Here is a 24,265-nt window from a genome sequence, read left to right as displayed (position 1 = left end):
CTCTTTTTTTAGTATGTTCCCAATCTCCTATTGGTCTGCTGTAGACGCAGCGCTTCTGCGCAGCAAGAGCTGCGGCACACCGCTATCGGGATGCGGAAGCATCACAGGCTCAACACCATATACACGACGAATCCGGTCCTCTGTTAGCAAATCCGATGAAGTACCCAATCCTTCAACCATTCCATCCTTAAGTACAAGCAAATTATCGCAAAACTGTGCCGCCAAATTAAGATCATGCAGGACAGCAATGATTGTCACGCCCGTTTCTTGGCGCCATTCTGCCAGCAACTCCATAAATTCAAGCTGATAGCGCAAATCCAGATAAGTCGTAGGTTCGTCCAGCAGCAATACCTGTGGCTCCTGTACCATCACCTTTGCTAATGCTACACGCTGTCGCTGTCCCCCACTCAAGCGGTCCAATGTTCTGTCGGCCAGTGAAGTTAGACTCAATCGCGCTAGGACCCGATCCGTAATCGCCTCCACATCAACTCCCTTTTCCCTGCCTAGCCAGTCCTGATGAGGAAACCGTCCCATTTCTATAACTTCCCTGACGGTGTATCCCACTGGAGGAATTCCCTCCTGCTGGAGTACGGCTACAAGTTGGGAAAGCTCTTTTCTGCTGTAGCTACCGACCTTTTTACCATAGATATGAACACTTCCAGAAGTCGGCTGATCTACGCCAGAAAGCAGATGCAGCAACGTCGATTTTCCACTCCCATTCGGACCAATGATCCCCCACCAAGCTCCTTCGTCTACGTTCCAGCTAATATTCTTCAACACATGGAACTTTCCATAAGCACGGGTCAGGCCTGCTACCTCTAGCGCCCGATCATACACCTTCTGTAATTCACTTTGTTTGGTCACAACAGATCCCCCCTGCGTAGCTTCTTGTTCCGGTACAGGAGATACGCGAAGAATGGTGCCCCAACAAAGGCCGTCATAACGCCCAGAGGAATTTCCATTGGGGCCAACAACGTGCGAGCCGCCGTATCTGCCCAAGCCATAAAAATAGCTCCACCCAGTGCAGATAACGGAACAATCATCCGGTAATCGGGACCTGCCATCAGACGAATGATATGAGGCACAACAAGTCCAACAAAGCCAATGACTCCACATACCGAGACAGCGGCAGCTGTCAGCAAGGTAGATATGATCAGGACAGATAGCTTCGTCGCATCTACATGAACCCCCATATGAGCCGCTTGACGTTCTCCCAAAGCCAGAATATTCAGCACCCGTGCCCGGTTCCATAGAAACACCAGCCCAACGATCACGTAAGGTAAAAGAATTCCCGTATATGACCAACCTCGCAGACTGAGACTTCCCATCGTCCAGTACAATATTTCATTGACTGTTTCCTTCGACATGGCTGCCAGAAAAGAAACAATGGCTCCCCCAAAAAATTGCATCACCACACCTGATAAAATGAGGCTTTGGGTCGGAATTTTCCCACCTTCACGCGCCAACGTCAACACCATCCACAGCGTCAGCATGCCGGTTATAAATGCAACTAGCGGAAGCGTCCATATACCCACAAATGAAAATTGAAGCCCCCAATAAATCAGTACTGCTGCTCCGACCGAAGCTCCCGAGGATACCCCAAGGGTATACGGATCAGCCAAGGGATTACGCAACACACCCTGAAATCCGGCTCCCGCCAGCGCCAGCGCTGCTCCAACCAACATTCCCAGTAACACCCGTGGCAATCTGACCTTCAAAATGATCTGCTCTGAGGATGTATTCCAATCCGGTGTAAACGTATCACCTAACCACGGTAGGTGGTTGATCAAAATACCTGTGATTTGGCTGACCGGAAGACTGACCGAGCCGATGCCAAGACAGAGTAGCAGCGTCAGCAGCAGCAAGACAAGACCTGTCACCCCAAAACCGATCAGTCTACGGTTCATTTGAAAATTTCAGGGTACACGCCCTTAGCCACTTCCTTGAGCCCTTCCGTTACGCGTGGCCCCGGACGACTGATCAAATTATCATCCACGGCAAATACACGATGGTTACGAACAGCCGATATTTGATCCCATCCACTACGAGCTTTAATGATATCGCCGAGGGTCTGGCCTGTTTTGTCGTCCTTCACACTTTTGCTGTACAAAATCACGTCAGGGTTTGCAGCTATAATATTTTCCTCACTGATTTGGTACCACCCCTTCTGCGTAGCACCTACATTTTCACCACCTGCTAATGTAATCAGCTCGTCCATAAACTCGCCTTTACCCACTGTCCAGCCTGGTGAAAACTCGACGTATACCCGCAGCTTCTGCCCTTTGCCGATATTTTTAACTCCTTCTTTCACTTCTGCTACATCTGCTCTCATCTTGTCAGTCACCGCTCTCGCTTCTTTCTGATGATCGGTGATTTTCCCATACAATTCGATGTTAGCTATGACATCTTCAACTGTTTTCGGTTCTGTTTTAAAAATCATAATTCCCATGTCACGCAGCTTAGTCGTAGCCTGTTCACTAAGTGAAATCCCTGCAAAAACAACTTCCGGGTTCGCAGCAATGATCGCCTCTTCGTTCGGTTTCATAATACCGCCCATTTTAGGCTTTTTCGTAGCTGCCTCCGGGTAATCAGAGTAGTCGGATACACCAACAATTTCCTTATCCAGTCCGATAGCGAACAGCGCCTCGGTTTCTGCCGGGGAGACGGAAACGATCTTATCCGGTGCTTTTTTAAATGTAAATTCCTGTCCTGTTGCATCCTTAAGCGTTAGCGGGTAAACCGTTTTGCCCGGAGGCACTTGTGCGGTTACGGTCTGTCCCGGCTGCTGTGAAGAAGCTTGGCCCTCTTTATTTTCTGCATTTTTTCCATTTGCGCCACATGCACTCAGCCCAACTGCCAATATCAGCGCCAATAGACCTGTAGTCCATACCTTTATTTTTTTTCCTGCCATGATTTGCACCCCTTCATACATAAATCGTTAAGAGCGTTACTTGAACTTCATCCGATATTTTCTCATTCCAGCCTTCTTTTCCTATCAAAAACCCCCGCATCCTCATATCAGGACACAGGGGTCACGTTAGCACAGATCGTGCGCAGGCGGGCAGCTTCTTTCCGCATGGACAGTCACTGCGAACACGTCATCCTTTCCTCGAAGGATTATGGTGACAGGCGGACGGGCAGGTATCCTGACTTATGGAAAATGCATGTCCTGATATTCTTTCATATGCTTGGCGGCACATAAAACAGGGCTAATGAGCATGTTTCCATTTACAGTGGCGGGACCGCGTCGGACTCACACCGACTTCCCTTTTAACAGCGCAATAAAGGAAAGCAAGTTCCTCACATAGCGCCGACCTCGTCTGCTGGATATTTGATGTAGTGGTAGTCAAGCCGTTCTTTTACTTGATGATTATAGGTTAAAAAGAGTTAGCTTACAACCCAAACAGTCGCTTTATTCGCCTTGTTTAACCTAATGAGAAAGCAATCTTGCTATACAATTGTGCGGTCCTGTCAACCTTAACTGAATCCTAAATGCTTCTCCCGGCTTCGGATTCAGACTCCAAAAATCATGGCCAGGCATAAGCATACAAGCCAACTGACGAATTACACCACCATGCGTGACAATCAAAACAGAGGACGGCGCAGCATTCGACTCCATTGGCTGAACCTCCAAAGCAATGCGCCAGGCAAACAGAGAGTCTAGGAATTCACGCAGACGATTCACAAAATGAATCCAAGGCTCTCCTCCAGGTGGGGTGAATTGTTGCGGCTCATCAATCCAAGCGCGATACAACGCCACATCCTTAAGCATGTCATACGTTTTTCCATCCCACTCACCAAAGTGAAGTTCTCGCAGACGTGGTTCCATGATAGGAGGCATAGCAGAGAGGGAACATTCAGACGTCAATGCAGACTCCGGCAAAATGATCTGCAAGGTCTGGCGACATCGCATCAAGTCGCTGCAATAGATTCGAGCAAAGGAATGTCCCTGCAATTTTTTCTGTAAAGTCTTTAACTCCTGCTCTGCTCCCGACAGTAAACCCAAGTCGGCATGTCCCAGATATCGACGTTCCTTATTCCATAAGGTCGTGCCATGACGAACTAGCACGAGCTCCATGTCCCACTGCAGATCTTCTTTAGCATCATTCGGCTTACTAACCTGTTGTGAGTTCGGACTTGGTGCACTTTCTCGCACTCTTTTTCCTTCTGTATCTTGTTTCAAAATCGTGTCACTCCTCACTGCATCCATCCCAAGGCAAAACACCCTGCAGCTCCCATCAAACATAACCCTACAAACATAGTGGATACGGCGAACATCAGCCGGATCGTATGCCGGATATCCTTCGACTCCAGCGGTCGTATCCCTTCGCCCATATATGCCCGAAAGGAGCGTATGCCGTGATACACATTATAGCCACCGAGACGAATCCCTAGGGCACCTGCCACCGCTGATTCGGGAAATCCGCTATTTGGGCTTGGATGCAGACGGGCATCCCGCTTGATTGTCCGCCAGCTTCTTGCAGCATCCAGCCGATACAACCACGACGCTATCACTAGCATAACTGCTGTCATGCGAGCCGGAATGTAGTTAGCTACATCATCCAGCCGTGCCGAGGCCCAGCCTAAATGCAGGTACTTTTCATTTTTGTAGCCAACCATTGAATCGAGCGTGTTTACGGCACGATATGCCAGTGCCAAGGGTGCTCCCCCGATCAGGGCATAAAAAAGCGGGGAAATAATGGCGTCCACGATATTTTCAGCGACCGTTTCGACGGTACCGCGCACAATTTCGGGCTCGTCAAGCTGCTGCGTATCCCTTCCGACAATCATGCCTAGCTCCCGACGTGCCGCAGTCAGGTCATTCGCCTGCAACGCTCGGTATACTGCCATCCCTGCGTCCTTTAGACCTTTGGAAGCAATCGTAGTTGCAATCAGAACAATTTCTACAACGACAGACAACCACGGGTGAATCCAGGCAAGCACACGCAACAGCCCCCAGGCAAGCACAAAGGAACCCCCAGCCACAATAAATGGAAGCAGTATGCCCGCACGTTTCAGTCCTCGGTCACTGAGGACCTTACGGCGAATCGCTTTTTCCAATGCTGAAATGGCATGTCCCATCCCGATGACTGGATGCGGCAACCATCTCGGATCACCGATTAGCCTGTCCAGCAGATAAGCTGCCATGATAACCAAGCTAACGATCACGCCGCTCCTCCTCCAGCACTTCACTCAGTGCAGACAGCAGCATATTGTTGGCTTCGGCGTCCTTAACCGCAATTCGAAAATGGCTCGCTGACAGGCCAGGATACATGGCACAGCTACGTATAAGAATCCCACGTTGTCCAAGCGCCTGCTGAATAGCCGATGCACTCCACGTTCCCGGCGCCCTTGCTAGCACGTAATTGGCTTCGCCGGGAACGACACCACAGCCCCATTCCGCCAAGGCAGTCAGTAAGCGACTGCGCTCCGTAGCAATCAGTTCCTGTGTGCGGCGTTCATAAGCTTGCCCACTTCTCAGACACGCCTCTCCAGCCAGCAACGCCAGTCCATTAACGCTCCAGGTCACCTGTTTGGCCGTCATTTGCCGGATATAGTCCGGATGAGCAATCGCATAGCCCAATCGTAAGCCAGGAATGGCATAAAATTTGGTCATCGATCGGATCAAAATCACATGAGGATAGCGTTCCAGCACAGACAATAATGAGATTTGCCGTTCCAGTGGGATAAAATCAATAAAGGCTTCATCCACCACTAACACGGTACCCGTTCTGCCAGCCGCCTCTGCCAGTTCATATAGCTCCTGCTCACCATATTGCACACCGTTTGGATTATTCGGCTGCCCAAGGAACAATACATCTACCTGCTCTATGAGCTGAAGGATGTCCTCCACGTCTGCCTTCCATTGAAGCGAAGCCTTCCCGTATACCCGATGGATCTCGGCTCCGAATTTGCCAGCCAGCTCGGCATATTCCGAAAAACACGGCTCCACTGTACCCACACGCTTGGGAGCCAGCCCTAATAGCAAGAGTGCCATGCTTTCAGCCGCGCCGTTACCGATGCTTAGCGACTCCGGTGGAACCTGCAGCCGCCGTGCCAGCATATTTTTAAAATGGCGGTGTCCAGGGTCTGGATAGCGAATCACCGTGTCCAATGAGCTTTGCAGTGCCTCAAGCACCTCCGGTGGCGGACCGAGCGGATTAATATTTGCACTAAAATCCACAAAATCCGTAGCAGCTCCACCAAATGTCGCGGCAGCCGTCTCCCTGTCCCCGCCATGACCGTAAACCTCTATCATTGCCTCTCATCCTTTCCGGCCGTTTCCAATCATTTAGATCCATTATGAGGCTGCTTTTTGCGTCCCGTCAATGCAAATGAGCTTTTGTACATGGCTCACTTGGGTTACAATAGAGGGAGGCACACATAAATTACACAGTTATATACGGAGGAATGGACATGCTGTTCATCGACAACCAGGGCATACACGATCCAGCTATTAATCTTGCTATTGAGGAATACGCGCTCAAGCATCTACCGCTGGACGACAGCTATCTGCTGTTTTACATTAATCAGCCTTCTATTATTATAGGCAAGCATCAAAACACCGTTGAAGAAATCAACGCTGAGTTTGTGAGAGACAACAATATTCAAGTCGTTCGTCGCCTGTCCGGCGGCGGGGCTGTATATCATGATCTCGGTAATTTAAATTTCAGTTTCATTACCAAGGATAACGGGGAGTCCTTTCATAATTTCCTCAAATTTACGCAACCTGTGATTGACGCCCTCCGCCAAATGGGAGTAGAAGCCGAAATGACTGGACGCAACGATCTGCAAGTCGGAGAACGTAAAATTTCAGGAAACGCTCAATTTGCCACACGTGGACGTATGTTCAGCCATGGTACATTGATGTTCAATTTGAATCTAGACAATGTGGCTGCATCGCTGCACGCCAATCCCGAGAAATTCAAATCCAAAAGCACAAAATCCGTCCGTAGTCGCGTGGCTAACATCAGCGAACTGATGGACCGTGAAATGACCATAGAACAATTTCGCGAGGAACTGCTGCGGTCCATCTTTGGCTCAGAATTGGATCAGGTGCCTCAATATAAGCTCACCGATGAGGATTGGGCTAAAATCCATGAAATTTCCAAAGAACGCTATCAGTCGTGGGATTGGAACTACGGTCTATCCCCTGAGAGCAATATCAAGCACACACGTAAATTCCCGGTCGGTATTATAGATATCCGCATGGATCTGAAGGAAGGCTACATCCGTGATATTAAAATCTACGGGGATTTCTTCGGTGTAGGTGATGTCGCTGATATTGAAAATATCCTGCGCGGCAAGCGTTATGATGAAGGTGAGGTCCGTCAAGCCTTATCATCTCTCGATTTGAAGCATTACTTTGGTAATATTGAGCTGGACGACTTTGTTGGACTTGTATTTTTGGAAGACTAAGCGTTACTTTTTTCCATGGTTTCAAGCCAATACTTCAGTGGTTATAAGGGGACAGGCTCTTATGGGCGTCGTCCCTTTTTCAATGCAATATTGTCATTTTGAATATTATAAGATACAATTTTAATATTGCCCCATGATAGAGATAAAGGAGAGATACCGATATGTATAAATTAATTGCCATTGATATTGATGATACTCTCATTAATGACCAGAAAGAAGTTACTCCAGCGACACAACAGGCATTGGAAGCTGCTGTAGCTAAAGGTGTGGTGGTTACTCTCGCTACTGGACGAGCTTATGCCTCCGCGCACAAAATTGCACGCCAGACGGGGTTGAATGTACCGATTATTACGTACCAAGGAGCTTTGGTTAAAAACCTGCTCGACGAAAACGTGCTGTATGAGCGTTATGTTCCACTCGTGGCTGCACGTCGTCTGTACGAATTTTGCGTGGAACGCAATCTGCATCTGCAAACATATATAGATGACAAATTGTACACACGTGAAGATAATCAGAAAATTAAAGATTACACCGAGCTGAACAACACGGAATATTTTGTAGAGCCTGTGTTCAGTAAAGTTATAGAGCAACCGGCTCCTAAATTGCTAATTATCGACGAGCCAGAAGTGTTGGATGAATTAATTCCCGAACTGCGCGAACTGCTTGGCAACGAGGTGCATATTACAAAATCCAAACCTCATTTCCTGGAAATTATGCATCATGAAGGCACTAAAGGCCACGCCCTTGCCTTCCTTGCAAACCATTTTGGCTGTGATCTGTCGGAGACCATTGCGATCGGCGACTCGTGGAATGACCATGAAATGCTGGAATGTGCTGGTCTCGGCATAGCGATGGAGAATGCGATTCCTGATTTGAAAAAGCTGGCTGATTACATTACTCGCAGCAATAATGAAGACGGTGTTAAGCACGCCATCGACAAATTCGTACTCAATGTTGAATAAGCAAAAAGTGACTATTTCCGTAATACTTATATAAAGTATTTCAACAACAAAGCCTCCAAACGTCGCATGTTCATTAACATACGGCAGTTTGGAGGCTCTTTTTGTCAGATCATATCATAACTGACCGCTTCAAAGTATCAGGCAGCAGAGCGAAATTTACGTCTGTTCACCAGACGGATAATTCCGTTATTCATGCACATCAACCCGGTCACAATGAGCAGCACTCCTGCCAGCATCCACCAGCTTACATGTTCTCCATACAAAAAAGCACCCAGGCCTACAGCAATCGGTGGTGAAATGTAGAGCCATGTGGTCGGAAACAATGGATTCGTACGCGCCATAAGCCAGTAAAATAGTGTCTGCGCAATCATGGAACCAAACACGATCAAATAAAATAGAGAGCCTATGGCAGGCAGCAGATTCCATCCCCCAGAATTCCAAGACTCTGTAAAAGCCGACAGTACTAGCAGCATCCAACCACCATGAAACATTTGTGCTGCATTCAAGGCAATCGGGTTCGTATCACGAAACGCGTCCATGACTCGCTTGGAATACAAAGCTCCTCCCGAATAGCACAGCTCACCCAGCAAAATGGCCATACAACCAGCCAGCCACAGACCGCTGATTTGAACCGCCAAGCCGGGCAATACCACCAGCACGACCCCGAGAAAGCTGATCATGCAACCCATGAGCGTAATTCTCGTCGTTTTTTGCCGCAATATTGCAGACTGCATTAGCACAATCATCATCGGTCCGGTGGCCGACAAAATAGCACCGATTCCCGAACTGACATATTGCTCCGCCCAATACAGTGTTGAGAATGTGCCGAAGGTCGTTCCCGTCCCAATTAGCAGCATTTCCTTTCGCCATAATAACGACCATCGAACCTTTCCTGACAGCCTCATCGCAATAAACAAGATTGCCCCTGCTGTCATAAAACGTACGCCTGCCGATAAGAACGGCGGAAGTCCGGCCTCCACTCCCACTTTGATAGCCAAAAATGTAGTACCAAAAATAAGACACATAACTGTAAAGGCGATACCAATCATGACACTTCTCTCTCCCTTCTGTTACTCACAAGCATACAAGGAGACAGACAGAACAGATGGGCAACCACAGAACAGTTGTATACGTTTTGGAAGTGCTGTATAGTACAATACACACAAAGGAGCGTGGACAGCATGGGCAAGGATAACAGCGAATTATTGTTTTCAACAGAACATATCTCGACAGATCCGAGCTTAAAGCTGTATGAGCAGGTCGTCCATTACATAAATGTGCGGATTGATCGCGGGGACTGGCCAACAGACGCTAAATTGCCATCGGTGCGAAGTCTGGCTCAGGAATTGGGTGTGCACCGGTTAACCGTATTCCGGGCATATCAGGAGTTAAAGCAACAAGGGCGTATCTATGTAAAGGATAAATCGGGATATTACGCTCATGCTTCCCATGCAGCAAGATTGAGAACATATACCGCCTATTCGGATCGTTCATCCACAAAGCGGCTTTTCCAGTCGGAATCCACTTACGCGGCAGACGATCCGTCTGTTTCTGTCTGGAGGGGGATGGATGGACTCACCCAGGTTCATGCCATGAACGCGGACTTCCAATTTTCCAAGGCCCTGATTGATCCCTCTCTCCTACCCAACCGATATTGGAGAGAATTAATGATGCAGGTGTTTGAAAAGCATCCGAAAATCGCGGCTACCTATTCTGCTGTACAAGGAGATGCTGAGCTTCGTGATGCCATGGCACAGCATTTTAGCACAGATAAGCATTTCGCAGTATCAACGGACGAAGTACTGATTACCTCCGGCGCACAGCAAGCCATTGACTTGGTTTCCCGTTCTCTGATTCGTACAGGAGATCGTGTATTAATCGAACGTCCAGCCTATGGCCCAGCCATGGAAATATTCCGCAGACAAGGCGCCCGTCTGACTGTAACGGATATACAGCCGGAAGGTTATGATATGGATCAGATTGAATGGTGCCTGAAAACGGAAAAACCACGTCTCTTCTATATAAATCCGACATTTCACAATCCGACCGGCTTTACCATCCCCGATGAGCAGCGCAAACGTCTGCCTGAACTGGCCGAGCGCTACGGCTGTCTTATTGTCGAGGATGACAGCACCTATGATATCAGCTTTGGGCAAAAGCCGCCTTCTCCGATTTTCTCCTATGATATCTCGGGAAGCGTCGTCTATATTCGCAGCTATAGCAAGTATGTCGCACCCGGCCTGCGAATCGCAGCCGTGACTTGTCGGCCTCAGCTCATGGACAGTCTGCTGAGCGTCAAAGCGCTAGTGGACAATGGATCACCACTGCTGAATCAAAAGCTGTTTTTACAATATTTTCAATCCCCACGTATGCAGCAGCATATTAAAAAGCTATGTATCGCACTCCAGATTCGTAAGGAAACGATGGAAGCCAGTCTCCGCGATTCCGGCTGGACATGGACCAGCCCGGCGGGAGGACTCAACCTGTGGCTCCAGCTACCTTCTACAATGAAACCTAATGAGCTGCTTGCCAAAAGTATACAAGAGTCCGTTTCCTTTGTCCCAGGCAATGTATTTGATCCTATCGGTGCAGAGGGTAAAACGCATATACGGCTGTCCTATTCATACGCCAATGAGCTGCAAATCAAAGAAGGGCTCTCCACACTTTTACGCATTAGTCGAACGATGTAAATCGTTATTCTAACGGCAAACTCATGCCTGTGTGTGCCAAACTGATCCCTTCCAACAGCCCGTAGTTGTATGTGATATCCACATCATGGGACATATGTGTAAACACCGTGCTTCCAGGCTTCAGTCTTCCTACAAGCTCCTGAGCCTCCAGCATGTCATATACCGAGCGGGTGGCATACTCCGCTTCCTCATGGTAAAAACTCGTCCCCAGCACGAGTAAATTCAGATTATGTAAAGGCAAAATTTCCGCCTCATTCAGTCCAATCGAATCTGAACAGTAGGCCCATGAGAAGCCGTCTTTTTCCAACCGATAAGCGTAAGCATATCCGTTCTTTCCGTGATTCACGCGCCATCCCCGGATGTTCCATCCGCCAAGCTGGACTCCCTGATCTACTGGAATAAGATCCAGGTTTCCAGGGAGCCAGGAAAATTGACGCAGGATCGTATCAATCACTTCCTGCGGAGCGTACAGGCGCCCTCTGTTCCCCGTCCAGCGACAGGCATCCGCCCATTCTGGCAATCCTCCAATATGATCAAAATGTGCATGTGTCACGAGGATCGTAGGGATAAAACGCAGGCTGCGCAATTCTAACTGTCTACGCCAGTCGGGGCCACAATCAATCATAAAATCCTCTGTCTCGCTTTCGATCAGCACAGACGATCTCAACCTTACATTCGTTCCTGTCGTGCGGGCCTCTGTGCACACGAGACAATCACAATACACACGCGGAACCCCCATTGCATCCCCCGTGCCAAGAAAAATAAGCCGATTCATGATTTAACTCCTATCTATCTGGGTGTTTTTACTACTATTATAACGAACATATCAAGTCTGCGTAAATCACCCCAGCGACCAACGACAAAAGGAGCATGTCCAAAGCCGTAAAACAGGCCAGACACCCCCCTTGTATGTGATCGTTTTATTTTCAAATGATGATAGACATCGGGTCTTCCTTCAGGCGATTTTCCACCATCCAGCTGGACTCCTCATTATATAGATAGGCCCGATGCACCAACACTCGCACCTGCTGACCAGGTTCCAGCGTAGACTTCTCCAACGAACGGTATGTCATGAGACGCTGGTCCCCGACCTGTACTTCAACCATCCATTCACTCCCGCGAAAATGTAAATGCTTCACAATGCCTTCCTCGGTCGCCGACAGCAACGCAAATTCCTCACTAGGTCCGACATCAATGTACTCCGGACGAATCAAGGCACGTGTTCCCACTCCGGCAGCTTCCTCAAAGCCCCTGAGACTACCCGCCTGTTCAATCACCGTGGATTCCCCAATAAAAGAAGCCACGAACGGGGTCCCCGGTTTTTTATAGATATCCCAAGGCGTTCCCTTCTGCTCCAGCCGACCTTGATTAATCACCATAATTTCATCGGCTACTTCAATCGCCTCATCCTGATCATGGGTGACGAAAATGGAGGTAATACCCACCCTCTCAATCAACTCTCGCAACCAGGTACGCAACTCCTGACGAATCTTGGCGTCAATAGCCGCAAATGGTTCATCCAGCAGCAGTAGTTGAGGCTCCGGTGCCAAAGCACGCGCGAAAGCAACCCGTTGTCGCTGTCCACCTGACAATTGATGCGGATAACGATGCTCAAAGCCTTTGAGCCCCGTGAGTTCGACCAGCTCAGTGACCCTTTCCTTGATGCGGGCTTTGGAGCTTTTTTTCACTTTCAAACCAAAGGCAATATTGTCGTACACGCTCATATGCTTGAACAAAGCATAGTTTTGAAATACAAATCCGATTCCACGCTCCTGTGGTGCCAGCTCGTTTACCCTTTTTCCATGAAAGTGAATCTCTCCTGCATCCGGTTGCTCCAGCCCTGCCAAAATACGAAGAATGGAGGTTTTTCCCCCGCCGCTTGGACCGAGCAAACCAATAAGATGGCCCGTCTGAATATCAAAAGATACGTCCTTTACCGCATGAAAATTACCGAAATGCTTGTTTAACCCTCTTACTTCCACATGCATATCCGTACACTTCCTTTCCGCTTCTGGACCAGTTCAGGAACAGCAGCAGCCTTGCTTACCGCAAAGCACGCACCTCATTCGAAAGCATTCAATTATTCCAATAAACTTACTTTGTTTTTCTTATGTGATACTTTATCAAAGGAAAGTAATTTTCGTCAACTCTATATATTATCTTGAGAATGAAAAGGGTAAAGTAATACATAGAAGGGAGATGGATTTATGTTGCATACTTTTGAATTATCCACTACACGGCGAGATGAAATGCGTGATATTACACGCGAAGTTGCGGCACTCATTGAAAAAAGCGGGGTGCAGCAAGGAACAGCTCTGATTTATTGTCCACACACGACTGCCGGCATCGCCATTAATGAAAATGCCGACCCAGACGTCAAACATGATGTCATTTTAAGGCTGGATGAGGTTTATCCCTGGGAACATCCCCAATATCGCCATATGGAGGGAAATACGGCGTCCCACCTTAAATCCATAACAACAGGCCCCTCACAAACGGTTATCATTCATGATGGAAAGCTGTTGCTTGGACGATGGCAGGGACTTTATTTTTGTGAATTCGACGGCCCACGCAGACGTCAATACCATGTAAAAATTATGAAGGGCTGACGGAGGCATGCAAAAAAAACAGACGATGATGTTCCCCCGCTGGATACACCATCGTCTGTTAAATTCTTAGTCGCTTTCGCAAAGTACCGTAATGATAAGTCACCGTCATGAAGTGCAAACACCCAAAAAAGCGCCCTACATGTTCATAGCTGAAGCGTGTGAATGCAGGTACGCTCATAGTTGTCTGCACAGCAGCTTTACATGTGCTAAAGCAGCGGGCCTGATCTCTTCAAATGTTAAACCGTCCTGAATATAAAATGACACGAAGCCATGCATGGATAAAAACAGACTTTTCGGTACTCTTGAGCATTCTTCCTCCGAATGTCCCTGACCACTTAATTCCTGGCGAATCATAGACGCAAATAATTCCACACAACGGTTTTGCTCTGTACGACAGTATGCAAATAGTTCTTCATCATGCATCATGAACATAATTTCGTACTGATATGGATTTTCCAAGCCAAAACGGATATATTCCAACATCAGGTACTCCAATCTGCTCAAGCCATCATCAGGCGTGCCTGTTGCTGCTTGCAGTAGAATCCCACGCAATGTATTGAAATCTTCAATCACAATGGCATAGAACAGTTCAGCCTTCTCTTTAAAATGATAGTATAACGAACCATGACTGTAACCCAGATGCTGGCCAATGCTGCGCATTGAAATCGCACGGTAGCCCTTGGTGATAAACAAGTGCCTGGCCGCTTCCAGAATCCGCCCTCTTGACAACTCCTGTTCTACTGCTCTTCTAGCCATATTATTTATTCCCCTTCAATAAAGTAAAGCTGCTCTCCCTCCGACACAAGCGATTGTCCTTGTGTCAAGTCGGTTATCCAGTTGCAGAAGGATTCCGCATCACCAGCCAGCGGCAGACAGGTTAAGGTAACTTTATCCGTAAACATCGTTTCTCCAGTACGGATACTGCGATTACGTAATTCATTTTCCACTTTGCCCAACCAAGTATAATCCAACTCCACAAAAACTTCACGATGCAGCACACGCGTAATCGCATCCCCTGCTTCAATAGCTGCAACAGCACCATCTGAGTATGCACGAATCAGTCCGCCTGCTCCCAGCAAAATTCCGCCAAAGTATCGAGTAACCACAATAGCGACATTTTTCAGCTTCTGATTACGGATTACCTCCAAAATAGGCTTACCAGCCGTCCCACTCGGTTCTCCGTCATCGGATTGCTTTTGGATTTCATCTCTTTCCCCAATCATATAAGCCGAACAATTATGGGTAGCGTTCCAATGCTCTTTTTTGATGCGTTCTATGAAAGCAACTGCTTCTTCCTCAGTTTGAACAGGCTGAATATGGCCGATAAAACGGGATTTTCGGATTACAATTTCCTTGTTGCCGGCACCGCGTACGGTTCGGTATTGTTCCAACATACACGTATAACCTTCCTTACTTCATTTTACAAGAAAGCAGTTCCCCGCTTCTGGCAGCTGGTGAACTGCTTTCCTGTACTTAATTCATGCTATACACTATAACGCTTCTGACCGAAAACCCTGTTTCGAATCAGAGATTATAGCTCCCTTATTCAGACAATCTTGCTTCAAGCTCAGCTTTTTCTTTTTCGAAGCCCGGTTTGCCAAGCAGCGCAAACATGTTCTTTTTGTAAGCTTCTACGCCGGGTTGATCGAACGGATTTACGCCCAACAGGTAGCCGCTGATGCCGCAAGCCTTTTCGAAGAAATAAGCAAGGTAGCCAAAGGAGTAAGGGCTCAAGTCAGGAATATTTACAATCAGGTTCGGTACTTGTCCGTCTGTGTGAGCCAGCAATGTACCTTGGAATGCTTTTTTGTTTACAAAATCCACCGTTTTGCCTGCCAGGAAATTCAGTCCATCCAGATCATCCTCATCTGCTTCGATGGTGATGTGACTAGGTACATTTTCTACTTGGATTACCGTTTCGAAAATGTTACGGCTACCTTCCTGAATGAATTGTCCCATAGAGTGCAGGTCTGTCGAGAAGTCAACAGAAGCAGGATAAATGCCTTTATAATCCTTACCTTCGCTTTCTCCGTACAGCTGTTTCCACCACTCAGATACGAAATGCAAAGACGGCTCATAGTTTACGAGAATTTCAATTGCTTTACCTTTACGGTACAAAGCGTTACGAACGGCTGCATATTGGTATGCCTCGTTCTCAGCTACATTCGGGTTGCTGTATTCTTTGGAAGCGTCCGCCGCACCTTGCATCATTTCTTCGATGTTGATGCCTGCTGTAGCAATCGGCAACAAGCCTACTGCTGTCAGCACGGAGTAACGGCCACCCACATCATCAGGAATAATGAAGGATTCATAGCCTTCCTCGTTAGCGAGCTTTTTCAAAGCGCCACGTTCTTTGTCCGTTGTCGCGTAAATACGTTTGCGCGCTTCTTCTTTACCGTATTTTTTCTCCAGAGCCGCACGGAATACGCGGAAAGCGATAGCTGGCTCTGTTGTCGTACCTGATTTGGAGATGACATTCACAGAGAAGTCTTTTCCTTCAATCAGTTCCAACAGATGATTCACATATGTAGAGCTGATGTTGTTGCCTGCAAAATAGATAGCTGGACCCTTGCGTTGATCTTTAGGCAGCGCATTGTAGAAAGAATGCGACAGCATTTCGATCGCAGCACGTGCTCCAAGGTAAGAACCACCAATACCGATTACAATCAATACCTCGGAATCGCTTTGAATTTTAGCAGCAGCCTTTTGGATGCGTGCAAATTCTTCTTTATCATAATTGGTAGGCAGGTCAATCCAACCCAAGAAATCGGAACCTACACCTGTTTGGTTGTGCAGTTGCTCATGAGCCAACTTGATGGGCTCTGCAAAATAATCAATTTCGTGCTGACCCACAAAGGAGAGCGCTTTTGTGTAATCAAAAATAACTTTTTTAGACATGTTTGGAACCTCCTGTTTGGTATTACTAAGACCATGAATACGAACATAAGGACTTAGGAATAGGATACTTTAATTTGCTGAGCCTGACAAGCTTGTGTTACCTGTATGTCCTGTGCCTTGACAGACCCTGCTGTAGATAGGGTAGCATGCCCATGCTACAATGAACTGAGATCAATCTGTTCCAATATTCAATTCAAGCCGAACTCGCATCTGCATCGGACGGCAACTTCCAACAAGAAAGGTGATTAGCAATGAAAAACATCGGATTTATCGGACTGGGCACCATGGGCGCCCCGATGGCATCCAATCTGCTAAAGCAGGGATTCGGAGTCACAGTTTATAATCGTACCGCTTCGCGCTGCGAACCCTTGATAGAGCAAGGCGCACGTACAGCTTCAACCCCTCGCGAAGCGGCCGAAGGGCAGCACCTGGTCATTACCATGGTCAGCGATGATCAATCAATACGTGACGTCTATTACGGTCAGGACGGTGTGTTTGCTGGTCTTACGGCTGGCATGACCGTGATGGACAACAGCACGATTTCACCTGAGTTAGTTAAACAACTGGCCGCTGAGGCGGACAAGCTGGGCTGTTCCTTCATTGACGCACCTGTAACAGGCAGCAAGCCTGCCGCTGTTGATGGAACACTCGTGTTCATGGTCGGCGGTCACGCAGAAGCGATTGCGGCACAATCAGATGTTTTTGATACCTTGGGCAAAAAAGTGCTCCATATGGGACCAAACGGCAGCGGGGCCGTAGCCAAGCTTGCTCACAATACGATGGTCGGTATAAATAACCTCGCTCTGGCCGAAGGCTTTGCTATTGCGGCTAAATCCGGCATTCCAGCAGACAGCTTCCTAGAATTGGTACAGCTCGGATCGGCAGGTAGCAAGGCCGCTGACCTGAAAGGGCGCAAAATCATCGAGCATGATTTTAGCAACCAGTTCTCACTTGCTCTGATGCTCAAGGATTTGAAGCTCGCTGCCTCACTAACAGACAGCCTGTCCATCCCTACGCCTATGTTGTCCATTGCCAAAAGCTTGTTTCAAGCCGGACAAACACAAGGCTACGGCGATGAGGATCTATCTGCCGTCGTAAAGACATACGAAGCATGGATTGGCCGCACCATTGGTGGTCAGCCTCTTGAGTAAGCTGGACTTTTCTTTGTAACCATGCTGCTGTGCATTTGTACTTATGACACAGCTTTAGGGTAAGAACACTTGGCTTGTAGCTTGAGTGCTCTTACCCTTTTCAGTTAATTATTCCGGATAAGAACAGCAATAATCCGTTACACTTCGTACTTCCAGCTTGAAGGAAGACTTTGCAGGCACATGAAAGGTTGATGTACCTTGTATTTCCAGCCATTCCTCGGTACCTGGAAGCAACACTCTCAGGTCCCCTGCCAAAATCTCCATGATCTCACGGGAATCCGTCCCGAACTCGTACGTTCCCGGCAACATAATCCCCAGTGTTACCTTACTGCCGTCACCCAAGATAACTGTACGACTTGTAACCTGACCATCATAATAAACATTTGCTTTTTTAATTACGCTTACTCCATCGAACTGTGTCATTCGTTATCCCCTCATCTGCTCTCAATGGTGAATGAATATGGTGCATCATAACATAATTTGGATTCCAGTTTCAGTATGAAAATACACACTGTATCTGCGTACTCTATAGACTGATAATCCAAAAGTCATTTTTTCGAAAATACAAATGTATGAAACAAACAGCCGTAAGCCTTACTCAGGTTACGACTGTTTGTAATACATGGATTGCCACGATCAGGTAGGTCGTTTGTCAGCAATACACGATCATTGCTTTATGGACAAACTCTTCCTAATTGCTGATGCTCCAGTGTTTTATTTCAACAAAGCTTTTACACGGCTTACAACGTTCTCTACTGTAAAGCCGTATTCCTTAATTACGCGGTCACCAGGAGCGGATGCGCCAAATGTGCTGATACCGAGAATGTCGCCTTGGTCGCCAACATATTTTTCCCATCCCAGTGGATACGCCATTTCTACAGCCAAACGAGCTTTAACTTCAGGCAGCAGAACGGAATCTTTGTAAGCTTTGTCTTGTTTTTCGAACAGATCCCAGCTTGGGAAGCTGATAACGCGTACTTGAATACCTTGTTCTGCCAGTGCTTCCTGTGCTTTAACAGCCAATTGTACTTCAGAGCCTGTAGCCAGAATTTGAGCAACCGGTTTGCCGTCTGCTGCATCTGCAACCACATAAGCACCGCGTTTGATACCTTCGCGTGCATGCTCAGCAGTAGCAGCCAGGATTGGCAGGTTTTGACGAGTCAATACCAGTGCAACCGGGTTTTTCTTGTTTTCCAGCGTGTAAGCCCAAGCAGCAGAAGTTTCATTACCGTCAGCCGGACGAATGACCGTCAGGTTCGGAATAATACGCAGAGAAGCCAATTGTTCAATCGGCTCATGAGTTGGACCATCTTCACCAACAGCAATACTGTCGTGAGTCAGAACGTAGGTTACAGGCAATCCCATCAGAGCTGCCAGACGAACGGCCGGACGCAGATAATCTGTAAATACGAAGAATGTACCGCCAAATACTTTTACACCTTGGTGCAACGCCATACCGTTCATCGCAGCAGCCATACCGAACTCGCGAATACCGAAGTAAATATTACGGCCAGCGTAGTCTTCTGGCGTAAAGTTCGTCAGGTTGTTCAAGTGTGTCATTGTGGAGCTTTCCAGGTCAGCAGATCCGCCTGTCAGGAAAGGAACGTTTGGAGCCAATCCGTTCAATGCATTACCAGAAGCTACACGAGTTGAAACTGCTTTGTCTTCTGTGGAGTATTTCGGAAGATCACGATCCCAACCTTCTGGAAGATCGCCGTTTACAGCTGTTTCGAACTGAGCTGCCAAATCAGGGTGAGCCGCTTTGTATTTCGCAAATTGTTCATCCCATGCTTTATTAGCAGCGATACCACGCTCTTTTACTTTAGCAAAGTGCTCGCGAACCTCTTGTGGTACGTGGAAATCCTCTTCGTATACCCATTTGTAGAATTCTTTAGTCAGTTTAGCTTCTTCTGCTCCCAGCGGGGAACCATGAGTACCACCGTGTCCGCCTTTACCTTGTTTGTTCGGGCTTCCGTAACCGATGACTGTTTTTACTTCAATCAACGTAGGACGAGTCGAGTCGGCTTGTGCTTCTTCAATTGCTTTTTGGATCGCTGGAAGATCATTACCATCTTCTACGCGCAGCACTTGCCAGTTGTAAGCTTCAAAGCGTTTGGCAACACTCTCGGAAGAAGACAGATTAAGCTTGCCATCCAGTGTAATATCATTGGAATCAAACAATACGATCAGCTTACCCAGTTGAAGGCGACCAGCCAGCGAAGCAGCTTCGTGGGAAATACCTTCCATTAGATCGCCATCGCCACAAATAGCATATGTGAAGTGATCCACAACTTTAAATTCGTCTTTATTATATGTTGCACCCAGTTGTGCTTCTGCCATAGCCATACCTACGGACATTGCTAAACCTTGTCCCAGAGGTCCAGTTGTAGCATCTACACCGGCAGTGTGTCCAAACTCAGGGTGACCCGGTGTAAGGCTGCCCCATTGACGGAATTGCTTCAGCTCTTCCATAGGCAGATCATATCCGCTCAGGTGCAGAAGGCTGTATAGCAACATGGAACCGTGTCCTGCAGACAGTACAAAACGGTCACGGTTCACCCATGTTGGGCGATCTGGGTTATGGTTCATTGTTTTAGCAAAAAGTTGGTAGCCCATTGGCGCGGAGCCCATCGGCATACCAGGGTGTCCTGAATTTGCTTTCTCGATGGCATCAATTGCCAACGTACGAATTGTTGTGATGGACAAATTGTCGATAGTGGAGTTTTCATCCTTTTGAATCGCTTGATTCTGGTCAGTCATGGTTTGCCTCCTCATATTGTATGAAGTATGTCAATTGCATTCGGTCATACTCTTCAAAATCACCGTCTCATATAGAAACAGAGACTATTGAAGTGAGTGAATCTGCTTGAATGTTTCAATATGACTTATACACTCATAAGTATTGTACCATTTGCCGTGAAAGTTTGCCAGATCGTTTATAAAGATGATTGTCGAAATGGTCGAAATATAGTACAGCCCTCATATCAATATACCCGTTATGTATTAACATCATTTAAAAAATAATGAAATCGCAAAAAAATTTATATAGGGCCCAGATATAATACAAATACCCCACACAAAAAAACAAAGCCCATTATGCACTGGGCTTTGTTTAATCCGAAAGGTATACTCGCAAGTTTTCATCAATTTGAAATTTTTAAGTTCAATTAAAAACGACCGTTTTGTTCTCATGAACCAGTATACGATCCTCAGTATGCCACTTCACGGCTCTTGCCAACACGACCCGTTCAATAGTGCGACCGATCCGCTTTAGCTCATTTACATCATCTCCGTGGCTTACCCGCTGTACGTCCTGCTCAATGATCGGACCACCGTCCAATTCCTCGGTTACATAATGCGCAGTAGCACCAATAATTTTCACACCACGATTATAAGCTTGGGCATACGGCTTACCACCCACGAATGCAGGTAGAAAGGAATGATGGATATTGATAATCCGGTTGCGATAATGCTCAATAAACTTAGGCGAAATAATCTGCATATACCTGGCCAAAATGATCACATCAATCTCTTCGCCAATGACCTCTAGCTGACGGCGCTCTGCCTCTGGCTTCGTATCGGCTGTCACCGGGATATGGTGATATGGAATGCCAAAGGATTCCACATACTCCTTCATATCCGGATGATTACTAACCACCAATGCAATATCCGCATCCAGATCGCCTGCCTGCCATTGCCACAGCAGTTCTACCAGACAGTGGTCTTCTTTGGAAACAAAAATAGCCAATTTTTTCTTACGGCTGACCGCAGAAATCGTCCACTCCATACGGAATTGCTCAGCAACAGCGACAAAGTCCTGCTCCAATTGCGACTGAGCTGCACTCAAATTTGGCAGATCAAATTCAATCCGCATAAAAAACATACCGCCGGACGGGTCCATTGTATATTGGTCAGATTGAACGATATTGGCCCCATGCTCGTACAAAAAGCGGGACACAGTCGCTACAATACCTGGCCCATCTGGACAAGATACAAGCATGCGCGCACGGTTTTCATGTGTAGATACAGTGCTGTTTGACTGATGTTTTACGTGAAGTTCCATGTGGCTATTAGTCCCCCTTATCTTATACCGTCACTGGCAGATGACTACCGGCAAACCAGGCAATCAACCGTTGATTAATGTGTTCTTCGCTCATCTCTGGAAACAGTCCTGCTTCCGTTATCATGTCATACAGACGCTCCAGCGGCTCACGTGGGTCTGCTTTTCTTGCTTTGGCATCATTTTTCAGCAGAGTCCAGGTGTCCAGTACAAATTTACGGACATCCACATCCTGTTTTTTGAAAAACGAATGCAGCTGCTCCACCTGACCCAAAAACTCATCCCCAAAGCGTTCCTTTACATTACCACGAAGCAAAGCAATCTCAACTTCATACATTGGTCGTTGAGTTTTGGCTTCTTTTCCAATCCACGGCGTCTCCAAAATAAACGGACGTCCTTGAAGTGCTTCATGATGTACCACATTATGAATAGTCTGATAACCAATCCAACCTGATCCAATCGGAGTATGGCGGTCTTTATGAGCGCCAACCGGGTTTTTGCTGTCATTTATGTGAACAACTTGGATGCGATTCAAGCCGACAATACGGTCGAACTGCTCCAGTACACCGTCCAAATCATTGACAATGTCATAACCCGCATCATGAATGTGACAGGTATCCATACAAACCGTTAGACGCTCGTTGCGCTCTACTTTATCTATAATGGAGGCAATTTCCTCAAAGCTACGACCCATTTCTGTGCCCTTGCCTGCCATCGTTTCAAGTGCAATATTGACATCTGTCTCCTTCACACCGTTCAGTACCTCGTTCAAACCATCAGCAATGCGTCCAATTCCGTACTCTGCATCTTTATCTGTAAAAGCCCCCGGATGCAGCACGATATTTTTCACACCAATCGCATGTGTGCGCCGAATTTCCTCCTGTAGAAAACTGACTGCAAGCTCATAGGTATTTTCTTTGTAGGAACCGAGATTGATGATATATGGAGCATGCACCACGATATCTTCCATTCCCTTTTCCGCCATTAGCTGCTTGCCTTCCTCTAAATACATGGACTCCATCGGCTTACGGCGCGTGTTTTGAGGTGCCCCCGTGTATATCATAAACGAGCTGGACCCGTAAGAAGACGCTTCTTTTGTAGCGCTGAGCAGACCCTTGTCCGAGAAGGACACATGAGAACCAATTTTCAGCATGATTTTGATTCATCCCCCTATCCTGTTATGCTTGTCTTATTTTAATTTAATCATTTTAACGTGATTATTGAAATCAAACAACATAGCGTTTATGGCAACTTTTTTAAATGACTCCCTTTATGGAACATACAGACATAGCACACATCAGAGTAGATGTTATTGAAATGTAGGTAGAATAAAGCGTGAATGGATCTTCTTAGCGTACACAGATATGTTCAATATGAAGCTTTTGTATCAAAAAGGGTTATATTTTATAACAGAACTATTTTTTCGAATTGGAAGGAGAACTGACTCCATGAACATCATCGTATGCGGAGGAACTGGATTGGTGGGGAGTGCGCTGGTCAAAAGCTTGCTAGATGACGGATATACGGTGAAAGTCATTACCCGCAAGCCGCTGGTTGGACACGAAGCGAGCCCCCGCTTGCAATATATGAGCTGGAACGAATTAAAACAAAAGCCTGAATTACTAGAAGGTACAGATGCGGTCGTTAATTTAGCAGGTGAGACGCTGAATCAGCGCTGGACGGACAAGTCCAAACAAAGAATTCTTCAATCACGACTGCTGTCCGTTGCCCGGTTGGCTCAAGCGTTGAATGCTCTGCAAAAAAAACCGAAAGTTATCATTCAGGCTTCGGCTGTTGCCGCCTATGGTACTTCCCTGACCGAAACATTTGACGAAAAAAGTCCGCGTCGTTCGGAGGATTATCTGTCTCAGGTAGTTGAGCAGTGGGAGGAAGCAGCCAACGCCTACCCTACCGATGCCCGTTTAATTAATTTACGCATCAGCCTAGTGCTGGATAGAAAAAAAGGAGCATTTCCACTCATGAAGATGCCTTACGTCTTCGGATTCGGTGGAAAAATAGGTAGCGGCCATCAATGGATAAGTTGGATTCATATTGCCGATATCGTTCGTCTGATCTCGTACTGCATTCATACACCAGAGATTTCCGGGGCAGTGAACGCTTCATCACCACACCCCATGACGAACGACCAATTTGGGAAAACAGTAGCTAAGGTATATCGTCGTCCGCACTGGTTTCCCGTTCCTGGCTTTCTAGTCCAAAAGCTATTGGGTGAGATGAGCACGCTTGTATTAGACGGTCAAAAGGTAATACCGCGTAAAGCGCTGGAGCACGGATTTAAGTTTAAGTATTCTTCACTGAAGGAAGCGCTAGAGGAACTCCATTCTTCTCACAAGTAGCGTTGAATTAAAAAATGAACTCTATGGATGATAGATAATATCTTTGTATCTCTACCAGCTTAGGGTTCATTTTTGATTTAGACATAATCTATCAATTAAACTTGAGATCTTTGAGTTGT

22 protein-coding genes and 1 riboswitch are annotated in these 24,265 nt (G+C 47.0%); of the genes, 6 read left to right on the top strand and 16 right to left on the bottom strand.

Translation table 11 applies throughout. The features are described 5' to 3' along the window. Positions 1-27: 27 nt before the first annotated feature. The 6 genes from EGM68_RS07105 to cobD all read right to left on the bottom strand — a co-directional run bounded on the left by EGM68_RS07105 (position 28) and on the right by cobD (position 6,259). Positions 28-864: an ABC transporter ATP-binding protein gene (locus EGM68_RS07105; RefSeq protein ID WP_013369991.1), complete on the bottom strand. Its 837-nt coding sequence runs from the start codon at positions 862-864 to the stop codon at positions 28-30. Beyond that, entirely contained in the window at positions 861-1,907 is a 1,047-nt protein-coding gene (locus EGM68_RS07100; protein WP_025677807.1) for a FecCD family ABC transporter permease, read from the bottom strand. The genes EGM68_RS07105 and EGM68_RS07100 overlap by 4 nt, the downstream gene beginning before the upstream one ends. Next, entirely contained in the window at positions 1,904-2,911 is a 1,008-nt protein-coding gene (locus tag EGM68_RS07095) for an ABC transporter substrate-binding protein (RefSeq protein WP_040101844.1), read from the bottom strand. Before EGM68_RS07095 ends, EGM68_RS07100 begins: the two co-directional genes overlap by 4 nt. Positions 2,912-3,119: 208 nt before the next feature. Continuing rightward, positions 3,120-3,334: riboswitch (cobalamin riboswitch) on the bottom strand. Positions 3,335-3,430: 96 nt separating this feature from the next. After that, complete coding sequence (locus EGM68_RS07090; RefSeq protein WP_129548903.1) at positions 3,431-4,183, bottom strand: histidine phosphatase family protein; 753 nt, start codon at positions 4,181-4,183, stop codon at positions 3,431-3,433. Between the two features lie 14 nt (positions 4,184-4,197). Next, positions 4,198-5,169 (bottom strand): adenosylcobinamide-phosphate synthase CbiB, encoded by a 972-nt coding sequence (cbiB, locus tag EGM68_RS07085; protein WP_025677801.1) that lies wholly within the window; start codon positions 5,167-5,169, stop codon positions 4,198-4,200. Next, complete coding sequence (cobD, locus tag EGM68_RS07080; RefSeq protein ID WP_025677799.1) at positions 5,159-6,259, bottom strand: threonine-phosphate decarboxylase CobD; 1,101 nt, start codon at positions 6,257-6,259, stop codon at positions 5,159-5,161. Before cobD ends, cbiB begins: the two co-directional genes overlap by 11 nt. A gap of 158 nt (positions 6,260-6,417) precedes the next feature. Here cobD and lplA point away from each other — a divergent pair, with 158 nt between their 5' ends. Both lplA and EGM68_RS07070 read left to right on the top strand, forming a co-directional pair. Continuing rightward, a complete protein-coding gene (gene lplA, locus EGM68_RS07075; RefSeq protein ID WP_025677798.1) occupies positions 6,418-7,419 on the top strand; it encodes a lipoate--protein ligase in 1,002 nt (333 codons plus the stop codon). Positions 7,420-7,580: 161 nt separating this feature from the next. Next, a complete protein-coding gene (locus EGM68_RS07070) occupies positions 7,581-8,381 on the top strand; it encodes a Cof-type HAD-IIB family hydrolase (RefSeq protein WP_013369983.1) in 801 nt (266 codons plus the stop codon). 137 nt (positions 8,382-8,518) lie between these two features. Here EGM68_RS07070 and EGM68_RS07065 read toward each other — a convergent pair whose 3' ends face one another. After that, entirely contained in the window at positions 8,519-9,430 is a 912-nt protein-coding gene (locus EGM68_RS07065) for a DMT family transporter (RefSeq protein ID WP_040101846.1), read from the bottom strand. A gap of 132 nt (positions 9,431-9,562) precedes the next feature. Between EGM68_RS07065 and EGM68_RS07060 the strand changes: the two genes are divergently transcribed. Further along, positions 9,563-11,071, top strand: a complete 1,509-nt coding sequence (locus tag EGM68_RS07060) for an aminotransferase-like domain-containing protein (protein ID WP_040101847.1) — start codon at positions 9,563-9,565, stop codon at positions 11,069-11,071. A gap of 4 nt (positions 11,072-11,075) precedes the next feature. Here EGM68_RS07060 and EGM68_RS07055 read toward each other — a convergent pair whose 3' ends face one another. Then, a complete protein-coding gene (locus tag EGM68_RS07055) occupies positions 11,076-11,846 on the bottom strand; it encodes an MBL fold metallo-hydrolase (RefSeq protein ID WP_040101848.1) in 771 nt (256 codons plus the stop codon). 151 nt (positions 11,847-11,997) lie between these two features. Next, complete coding sequence (locus EGM68_RS07050) at positions 11,998-13,059, bottom strand: sulfate/molybdate ABC transporter ATP-binding protein (RefSeq protein WP_040101849.1); 1,062 nt, start codon at positions 13,057-13,059, stop codon at positions 11,998-12,000. A 219-nt stretch (positions 13,060-13,278) separates the two neighbouring features. On the opposite strand from EGM68_RS07050, the gene EGM68_RS07045 reads away from it, so the two are divergent. Then, on the top strand, positions 13,279-13,680 hold the full coding sequence (locus tag EGM68_RS07045) for a secondary thiamine-phosphate synthase enzyme YjbQ (RefSeq protein WP_013369978.1): 402 nt from the start codon (positions 13,279-13,281) through the stop codon (positions 13,678-13,680). A gap of 174 nt (positions 13,681-13,854) precedes the next feature. On the opposite strand, the gene EGM68_RS07040 is transcribed toward EGM68_RS07045, so the two are convergent. From EGM68_RS07040 to EGM68_RS07030, 3 genes are all read right to left on the bottom strand, one after another. Then, positions 13,855-14,436 carry a TetR/AcrR family transcriptional regulator gene (locus EGM68_RS07040; protein ID WP_013369977.1) on the bottom strand — a complete coding sequence of 194 codons (582 nt, stop codon included), beginning with the start codon at positions 14,434-14,436 and terminating at the stop codon, positions 13,855-13,857. Positions 14,437-14,441: 5 nt separating this feature from the next. Next, positions 14,442-15,074, bottom strand: a complete 633-nt coding sequence (locus EGM68_RS07035; protein ID WP_013369976.1) for a YigZ family protein — start codon at positions 15,072-15,074, stop codon at positions 14,442-14,444. Positions 15,075-15,222: 148 nt separating this feature from the next. After that, positions 15,223-16,578 carry a glucose-6-phosphate isomerase gene (locus EGM68_RS07030; RefSeq protein WP_013369975.1) on the bottom strand — a complete coding sequence of 452 codons (1,356 nt, stop codon included), beginning with the start codon at positions 16,576-16,578 and terminating at the stop codon, positions 15,223-15,225. Between the two features lie 251 nt (positions 16,579-16,829). Here EGM68_RS07030 and EGM68_RS07025 point away from each other — a divergent pair, with 251 nt between their 5' ends. Beyond that, entirely contained in the window at positions 16,830-17,729 is a 900-nt protein-coding gene (locus tag EGM68_RS07025) for an NAD(P)-dependent oxidoreductase (protein WP_013369974.1), read from the top strand. Positions 17,730-17,837: 108 nt separating this feature from the next. Here the strand turns inward: EGM68_RS07025 and ppnP are convergent, their stop codons facing one another. The 4 genes from ppnP to EGM68_RS07005 all read right to left on the bottom strand — a co-directional run bounded on the left by ppnP (position 17,838) and on the right by EGM68_RS07005 (position 22,942). Further along, a complete protein-coding gene (gene ppnP, locus EGM68_RS07020) occupies positions 17,838-18,152 on the bottom strand; it encodes a pyrimidine/purine nucleoside phosphorylase (RefSeq protein WP_013369973.1) in 315 nt (104 codons plus the stop codon). A 291-nt stretch (positions 18,153-18,443) separates the two neighbouring features. Next, a complete protein-coding gene (gene tkt, locus EGM68_RS07015) occupies positions 18,444-20,489 on the bottom strand; it encodes a transketolase (RefSeq protein ID WP_013369972.1) in 2,046 nt (681 codons plus the stop codon). A gap of 403 nt (positions 20,490-20,892) precedes the next feature. Then, a complete protein-coding gene (gene purU, locus EGM68_RS07010) occupies positions 20,893-21,792 on the bottom strand; it encodes a formyltetrahydrofolate deformylase (RefSeq protein WP_129548902.1) in 900 nt (299 codons plus the stop codon). A gap of 22 nt (positions 21,793-21,814) precedes the next feature. Next, a complete protein-coding gene (locus EGM68_RS07005; protein WP_129548901.1) occupies positions 21,815-22,942 on the bottom strand; it encodes a deoxyribonuclease IV in 1,128 nt (375 codons plus the stop codon). A 295-nt stretch (positions 22,943-23,237) separates the two neighbouring features. On the opposite strand from EGM68_RS07005, the gene EGM68_RS07000 reads away from it, so the two are divergent. Beyond that, positions 23,238-24,146, top strand: coding sequence for a TIGR01777 family oxidoreductase (locus EGM68_RS07000; protein WP_129548900.1), 909 nt, complete (start codon positions 23,238-23,240; stop codon positions 24,144-24,146). The last annotated feature ends 119 nt before the right edge of the window (positions 24,147-24,265 follow it).

The organism is Paenibacillus sp. M-152 (assembly GCF_003856555.1).
In the GTDB taxonomy this organism is placed as follows: Bacteria; Bacillota; Bacilli; order Paenibacillales; family Paenibacillaceae; genus Paenibacillus; species Paenibacillus polymyxa_C.
Note: the sequence above shows the minus strand (reverse complement) of the source record. Positions and strands in the feature narration are given on the sequence as shown.